The 7,123-nt window shown below is 68.8% G+C and carries 5 protein-coding genes; 1 reads left to right on the top strand and 4 read right to left on the bottom strand.

Annotated elements, in window-relative coordinates; all coding sequences use genetic code 11:
- Positions 1–390: 390 nt before the first annotated feature.
- From ACNFOC_RS48135 to ACNFOC_RS48120, 4 genes are all read right to left on the bottom strand, one after another.
- The gene (locus ACNFOC_RS48135; protein WP_416965333.1) at positions 391–999 is read right to left on the bottom strand and encodes an ATP-binding protein; all 609 of its coding nucleotides are present in this window, start codon (positions 997–999) and stop codon (positions 391–393) included.
- Positions 1,000–1,201: 202 nt separating this feature from the next.
- Positions 1,202–1,969 (bottom strand): enoyl-CoA hydratase/isomerase family protein, encoded by a 768-nt coding sequence (locus ACNFOC_RS48130; RefSeq protein ID WP_416965332.1) that lies wholly within the window; start codon positions 1,967–1,969, stop codon positions 1,202–1,204.
- 88 nt (positions 1,970–2,057) lie between these two features.
- On the bottom strand, positions 2,058–3,320 hold the full coding sequence (locus ACNFOC_RS48125; protein ID WP_416965331.1) for a L,D-transpeptidase: 1,263 nt from the start codon (positions 3,318–3,320) through the stop codon (positions 2,058–2,060).
- A 167-nt stretch (positions 3,321–3,487) separates the two neighbouring features.
- Entirely contained in the window at positions 3,488–4,720 is a 1,233-nt protein-coding gene (locus ACNFOC_RS48120; RefSeq protein WP_416965330.1) for a L,D-transpeptidase, read from the bottom strand.
- Positions 4,721–4,872: 152 nt separating this feature from the next.
- Here ACNFOC_RS48120 and glgX point away from each other — a divergent pair, with 152 nt between their 5' ends.
- Positions 4,873–7,047, top strand: a complete 2,175-nt coding sequence (glgX, locus tag ACNFOC_RS48115; RefSeq protein ID WP_416965329.1) for a glycogen debranching protein GlgX — start codon at positions 4,873–4,875, stop codon at positions 7,045–7,047.
- The last annotated feature ends 76 nt before the right edge of the window (positions 7,048–7,123 follow it).

The following is a 7,123-nucleotide window of genomic DNA, read 5'->3' as shown; positions in this document are numbered from 1 at the left end:
CGGCGTCGCCTTGGCGGCGGGCACCGGTCCGCTGGCGGGGGCGGCGGGCGATGCGGTGGAGCCGGTCGTGGCACATCCGGCGGCGAGAGCGCCCCCGGCGACAAGCCCGGCACCCGCACGCAACGCCGTACGGCGGTCGGTCGTGGTCACCCGGCCCATTTAAGGGGCGTTGAGTAAGAAACCGGGGCATTAACCCGTTCGGGGGACCTTCACGGGTCGCGCCTAGAACGGAGGTCCGCGACAGGGCTCCCGCACTGTCGGACTACGGTTCGACAGCGCCCCAAAGGGGCGCGGGGCTGTATCGATTTGCGGCTCCGCCGCGTGGGCGCGACCAGCCACAGCGGCGCCGCAGCAAACCAACAACCTGACCCGGCGTCCACAGCAGTTCGCTCAGCGATCAGAAACGCGCATCTCGAACCACGTCGTCTTCCCACGCGGCAACAGATCGACGCCCCACCGATCAGAGAGCTTGTCGACGAGGAACAACCCCCGCCCACTCAGATCCATCTCCTGAACCGGCATCAGACACGGCAACCCACGCGAGGGATCCCGAACCTCGACCCGGATCCAGCCCCGCCGCCGCTTCATCCGCAGCCCGAACACCCGCGCACCGGTGTGCCGTACGGCGTTTCCGACAAGCTCCGAGACGAGTAAGACCGCGTCCTCGGTCAGTTTCGGACTGAGCCCCCAGTGCCGCAGAACGACGATCTGGGTGAGCCGGCGGGCCGTCGCGGCGGACTCCGGACGGGACGGGAGCGGAACCTCCGCCTCCGTCGGATTGCCGAACAACTCGATCGCCTTGAGCGCCCGCTCGTCCTCGACCGCAGGCGACCAGCGCGCCGCGGTCGCACGGCCTTGTCCCCGCGGCTGTCCGTTACCTTCCAGCCCCGCCATGCGTCCATCATGGCGGCCCCGAACGTGCTCCGGGGCGGTTCCGGAGGAATACGCCCCCCGGAAGCCCCCGTCCCGCGACACCTGATTGGCATGTGCCAATGGCATTGCAGGGCTTGTCACAGCCCCTCCGACCTGCGGTGAAGGCTCTGTTGGAGGCAATCGACAGGCTCCCTCGACAAGGCAGGCTTAAGGTCGCGTTAAGGTTCCCATAAACCTCCCCGCCGAGGGACCGGTATGAGACATCACGTCAATTGCAAGTGGTTGAACGGTATTTGACGGTCCGGTTCACCGGAGCTCGACGGTCCGGTCAGAGGAACTTCGCCTTGCCAGGGCCCTCTTCGACGAAGCTCCGCATCCCCCGCTCACGGTCCTCGGTCGCGAACAGCCCCGCGAACCACGTGCGTTCGACCGCAAGACCCGTCTCGATGTCCGTCTCCAACCCCGTGTCGATCGCTTCCTTCGCCGCACGCAACGCGATCGCCGGCCCCTGCGCCAGCTTCGCCGCCCACACGTGCGCCTCGGTGAACACCTCGGCGGCGGGGGCGAGTCGGTCGACGAGCCCCAGCGCCAACGCCTCATCGGCCCTGACCATCCGACCCGTGAAGATCAGGTCCTTCGCCTTCGACGGACCGATCAACCGCGCCAGCCGCTGCGTACCACCCGCACCCGGAATCAACCCGAGCAGAATCTCCGGCTGCCCCAACTTCGCGTTGTCCGCCGCGATCCGAAAGTCCGCGCACAACGCCAACTCACAACCCCCGCCCAGCGCATAGCCCGTGATCGCCGCGACCACCGGCTTCGGAATACGGGCCACCGCCGTGAACGACTCCTGCAACGCCCGCGACCGTACGACCATCGCCGCATGATCCATGCGCTGCATCTCCTTGATGTCCGCGCCGGCCGCGAACACCTTCTCCCCGCCGTAGATCACCACCGCCCGCACATCGTCACGACGGCCCGCCTCCTCGGCGAGTTCCTTGAGGCGGTCCTGGGTGGCGACGTCCAGCGCGTTCATGGGCGGGCGGTCGAGGCGGATGGTGCCGACGCCCTCGGCGACTTCGAGATTCACGGTCATGCCGGAAGGTTAACGCGCGCTAACGACAACGGGCCCGGTGCTGTGTGTCACAGCACCGGGCCCGTTGTCGGCTCAACTCACGTAAGGCTCAGGCCTTCCACTTGGCCCACGACATGTTCCAGCCGTTGAGCCCGTTGTCCGGCGCCACGGTCGCGTCGTTGGAGTGCTTGACGACCACGACGTCGCCGATCATCGAGTGGTTGAAGAACCACGCGGCCGACACGGTCTTGCTGTAGCCGCCCTTGACGTCCTGGAGGCCGATGCACCCGTGGCTGGCGTTGTAGTTGCCGAAGGCGCCGCCGCCCCAGTAGTTGCCGTGGATGAAGGTGCCGGAGTCGGTCAGGCGGGTGGCGTGCGGGACGTCCTTGATGTCGTACTCGCCGCCGTAGCCGACCGTTTCACCGTTCATCCGGGTCACTTCGAGCTTCTGGCTCATGACCATCTGGCCGTTCCAGGTGTCGTAGCCGGGCTTGCCGGTGGTGACCGGGATGGTCTTGATGGTCCTGCCGTCCTGGGTGACCTTCATCGTGTGCTTCTTGGCGTCGACAATGGAGACCTGGTTTCGGCCGATGGTGAACTTGACCGTCTTGGTCTGCTTGCCGTAGACGCCCGAACGGCCTTCGACGCCGTCGAGGTTGAGCTTGACGGTGACCTTGGTGCCGGACTTCCAGTAGGCCTCGGGACGGAAGTCGAGGCGGTCGTTGCCGAACCAGTGGCCCTCGACGTCGACGGCCGGCTCGGTCGTGATGCTGATCGCCTTCTTCACGTCCTCCGGATGTGTGATGCCCCGGGTGAAGCGGACGGAGAACGGCATCCCGACGCCGACGGTGGAGCCGTCCTCGGGAGTGAAGTTGCCGATGAAGGTGTTCGCCGGGGTCAGCGTGGTGAAGGTGGAGTCCTCGGCGGCGACCCGGCCCGCGGTGTCCTTGGCGACAGCGTGCACGCTGTACTTGGTGGAGGCTGCGAGATGCGTCGCGGGCGTCCAGGTCGCGCCACCGCCGGTGATCGCGCCGGTGATCGCGGTGCCGTCCGCGTCCTTGACGGTGACCTCGGTCAACTTGCCCTTCGCGGCGCTGATCTTGAGGGCGCCGCTGGTGTCGACGGACTTCGAGCCGTTCTTGGGGGCGATGGTGACGACCGCCTGCGACTGCTTGGTCTCGGCCGTGTCCGACCCCTTGGCCTTGCTGTCGCCGGAGCCCGAGCCGGACCCGGAGTTGGAGCCACCGCCGCCCCCGCACGCGGTGACGGCGAGCAGCAGCACGCCGAGAATCAGTGCCAGCAATCCCTTGCTGTTTCTACGGCCACGGCTGCGCGCGTCAACCGACGCCCCCGATATCGGTCGCACGTTCAAGACTTTCTCCCCTCGCCGGGCCCGGTCCGGCCCGCACCCCTTCGCGCATCTGACGTGCACGTCCGCGCATATTAACCGCCAGGTTTTGAGCTTCATGTCAGGCGAATGTCACCGTTCGGTCGCAACTTCAACTGCCGCCTGGCACAGGGACCCGGCCCCTTCTCGGGTCACTTCAGCGCACTGCCCGCCTTCCACTCCTTCCAACCCATGTTCCATCCGCCGAGGCCATTGTCCGGAGCGACCTGTTTGTCGTTGCTGTGCACGACCTCGACGACGTCCCCGACGAGGCTGCGGTCGAAGAACCAGCCGGCCGGCGTGTCCGAACTCCCGCCCTTCACGTCCCTCAACCCCACGCACCCGTGGCTGACGTTGACGCGCCCGGGCGCGGTCGGCGCCCAGTAGTTGCCGTGCAGGAAGGTGCCGGAGTCGGTGAGCTTCATGGCGTGCGGGACGTCCGGGATGTCGTACTCGCCGCCGAAGCCGACCGTGCGGCTGTTCATCCGGGTCACCTCCAGCATCTCCATGACCACCATTTTCCCGTTGTACGTGGTCTTCCCGGGGGCGCCGGCCGTGATCGGCACGGTGGCCAGCAGGTCGCCGTCGCGCCGTACCTCCATGGTGTGCTTGGCGGCGTCGACGAGGGAGACCTGGCTGCGGCCGACGGTGAAGGTGAACGTCTTGTACTGGAGGCCGTAGACCCCGGGTGCGCCCTCCACGTCCCGCAGGCGCAGGGAGACGGTGACCTGGGTGCCGGGTTTCCAGTAGGTCTCGGGGCGGAGGTCGAGGCGGGTCTTGCCGAACCAGTGCGGGCGGATCTCGACGGCCGGTTTCGCGGTGACGTGGATCGCGCGCTCGACGGCGGCCCGGTTCTCGATCTCCCGGTTGAAGCCGAGGGAGACGATCATCCCGGTGCCGACCGTGGCGCGGTTCTCCGGAGTGACGTAGGAGATGAACCGTTCGTCGGGGACGTAGGTCGTGAACGTGGTGTGCCGGGCGGAGCGGCGGCCGTGGCCGTCGAGGGCGACCGCGTCGACGGTGTACGCGGCGGCCAGCGCGAGCCGTCCGTCCTCGGGTTCCCAGCGCAGTCCGTCGTCGGAGATGTGGCCGGGGACGGGGGTGTCCTGGGCGTCCTGCTCCTTGACGACCTGCACGGACTCCAGCCGTCCGCTGGGTACCCGGACCACGAGCCGCTGGTCCGGTTTGACGCCCTTGCTGGCGTCGTCGGGCGAGATCCGGATCACATCCTCGGGTGCCGGTGCCTTGCCGAAGATCTCGTCGATACCGCCCCCGCCCGAGCCGTCCGAAGTACATCCGGTGGCTCCGGCCAGCAGTCCTGCCCATGTCAGTACGGCGGCCAGTGCGAACCCTGCGCGTCGCGCGCGCCCTTGTGCATGCCTCACGGGGTGCCCAACGAGCGGGCACGCTCCGGGGAAACGTGAGTGCGACCCAAGCTCTGGGCAGAACAGTGGGGAGAACGACATGACAGACGTGCGCGGCCGGGACGCCGTACGCCCTTCACCTCGTCGTTCCATGAGCCGCAGGAGGCCGGACGGTGTCGAGCGCAGCCGAGCAGGAGGCCGTGCAGGAGGGGCGCGTCGACGACGGCGTGCCGATGGAGCGTGTCGTGGAGGCCGTGCCGTCGCCACGTGCCGCGCCCGTCCTGAACGGCGCCCCGCACACGGGGCCGCCGGTGCCCGTGTGGCCGGGGACGCCGATGCCGTTGGGGGCCCGGTTCCGGGTCGGCCCGGACGGGGTGGCGGGCACCAACTTCGCGCTGTGGGCGGGAGGCGCGGAGGCGGTCGAGCTGTGCCTGTTCGACGCGGAGGGCGCGGAGACCCGGGCCCCCCTGACCGAGCTGACGCACGAGATCTGGCACGGCTTCCTGCCGCACGTCATGCCGGGACAGCGCTACGGCTTCCGGGTGCACGGCCGCTGGGACCCGTGGACCGGCGCCCGCTGGAACCCGGCGAAGCTGCTCCTCGACCCCTACGCGCGGGCGGTGGACGGTGAGTTCGGCCTGCCGCCCGAGGTGTACGCGCACGTCCGTGACTGGCCGCAGCAGCAGGTCGCGGACACCGTGCGCGACGACCGCGACTCCGCGCCCCACGTCCCGAAGGGCGTCGTCGTCCACGACGACACCACCGACGACGAGTGGATGGACGACCGCCGCCCGAAGACACCGTGGGCGGACTCGGTCATCTACGAACTCCACGTCGGCGGCTTCACCAAGCTGCACCCCGGCATACCCGAGGAACTCCGGGGAACCTACGCCGGGTTGGCGCACCCGGCGGCGATCGAGCACCTGGTGAAGCTGGGCGTGACGGCCGTGGAGCTGCTGCCCGTCCACCAGTTCGCGCACGAGGACCACCTGCTGCGCAAGGGCCTCAAGAACTACTGGGGTTACAACTCCATCGGTTACTTCGCACCGCACGCGGGCTACGCGGCGACCGGCACGGCGGGTCAGCAGGTCGGCGAGTTCAAGCGGATGGTGCGGGCCCTGCACGAGGCCGGTATCGAGGTCATCCTCGACGTGGTCTACAACCACACGGCGGAAGCGGGCGAGTTGGGCCCGATGCTGTCGCTCAAGGGCATCGACAACCGCGGCTACTACCGCCTCCAGAGCGACGCCCGCCGCTACACGGACTACACCGGCTGCGGCAACACCCTGCATGTCGTCCAGCCGCACGTGCTCCGGCTCATCACCGACTCGCTGCGCTACTGGGTCACCGAGATGGGCGTCGACGGCTTCCGCTTCGACCTCGCGGCGGCGTTGGCCCGCTCGATGCACGACGTCGACATGCTGTCCCCGTTCCTCGCGGTGATCGCCCAGGACCCGGTGCTACGACGGGTGAAGCTGATCGCCGAGCCGTGGGACGTGGGCTCGGGCGGTTATCAGGTCGGCGCGTTCCCACCCCTGTGGACGGAGTGGAACGACCGCTATCGCAACGCCGTCCGGGACTTCTGGCGGGGCGCGCTGCCTGACGTACGGGACCTCGGGTACCGCCTGTCGGGCTCCAGCGACCTGTACGCGTGGGGAGGCCGCCGCCCCTACGCCTCGGTCAACTTCGTTACAGCGCACGACGGTTACACCCTGCGCGACCTGGTGTCGTACGAGCGCAAACACAACGAGGCCAACGGCGAGGGCAATCGGGACGGCACCGACGACAACCGGTCCTGGAACTGCGGGGTCGAGGGCGAGACCGACGACGAGCGCGTAAAGGCGCTGCGGCGAAGGCAGTTGAGGAACCTGCTCACCACGCTCCTCCTCTCCACGGGCGTGCCGATGCTGGTCGCGGGGGACGAGCTGGGGCGGACGCAGCGGGGCAGCAACAACGCCTACTGCCAGGACAACGAGATCAGTTGGGTGGACTGGGGCCTGCGCGAGGACCCCGGCTGGGCGGCGCTGACCGATCTCACCGCCCGGCTGATCGACCTGCGCCACCGCCACCCGGTGCTGCGCCGCCGGGCGTTCTTCTCGGGGCGGGCCCATTCGGCGGACGGCATAAGGGACTTGGCCTGGTTCACCGCGCGCGGCACGGAGATGACGGAACGGGACTGGTACGCGCCCGCCGCCACCCTGGGCATGTACCTCTCCGGCCGGGACATCCCCGGCCGCGACGAACGCGGCGCCCCGATCGTCGACGACAGCTTCCTCGCCGCGCGCGTCGCCCATCAGGGCGTGCCCGCGCGCCTCCGCCGCGCCCGGAGCGGCGCTGGCTGGTGCTGATCGCGGTGTCGGTCGCGCTGGTCCTGGGACGCGCGCGCGTTCTTCCGCACCTACTACGCGCCCAACAACGCGGTCC

It is taken from the genome of Streptomyces colwelliae (assembly GCF_048158785.1).
GTDB lineage: Bacteria > Actinomycetota > Actinomycetes > Streptomycetales > Streptomycetaceae > Streptomyces.
This window is presented reverse-complemented; position numbering and strand designations above follow the sequence as displayed.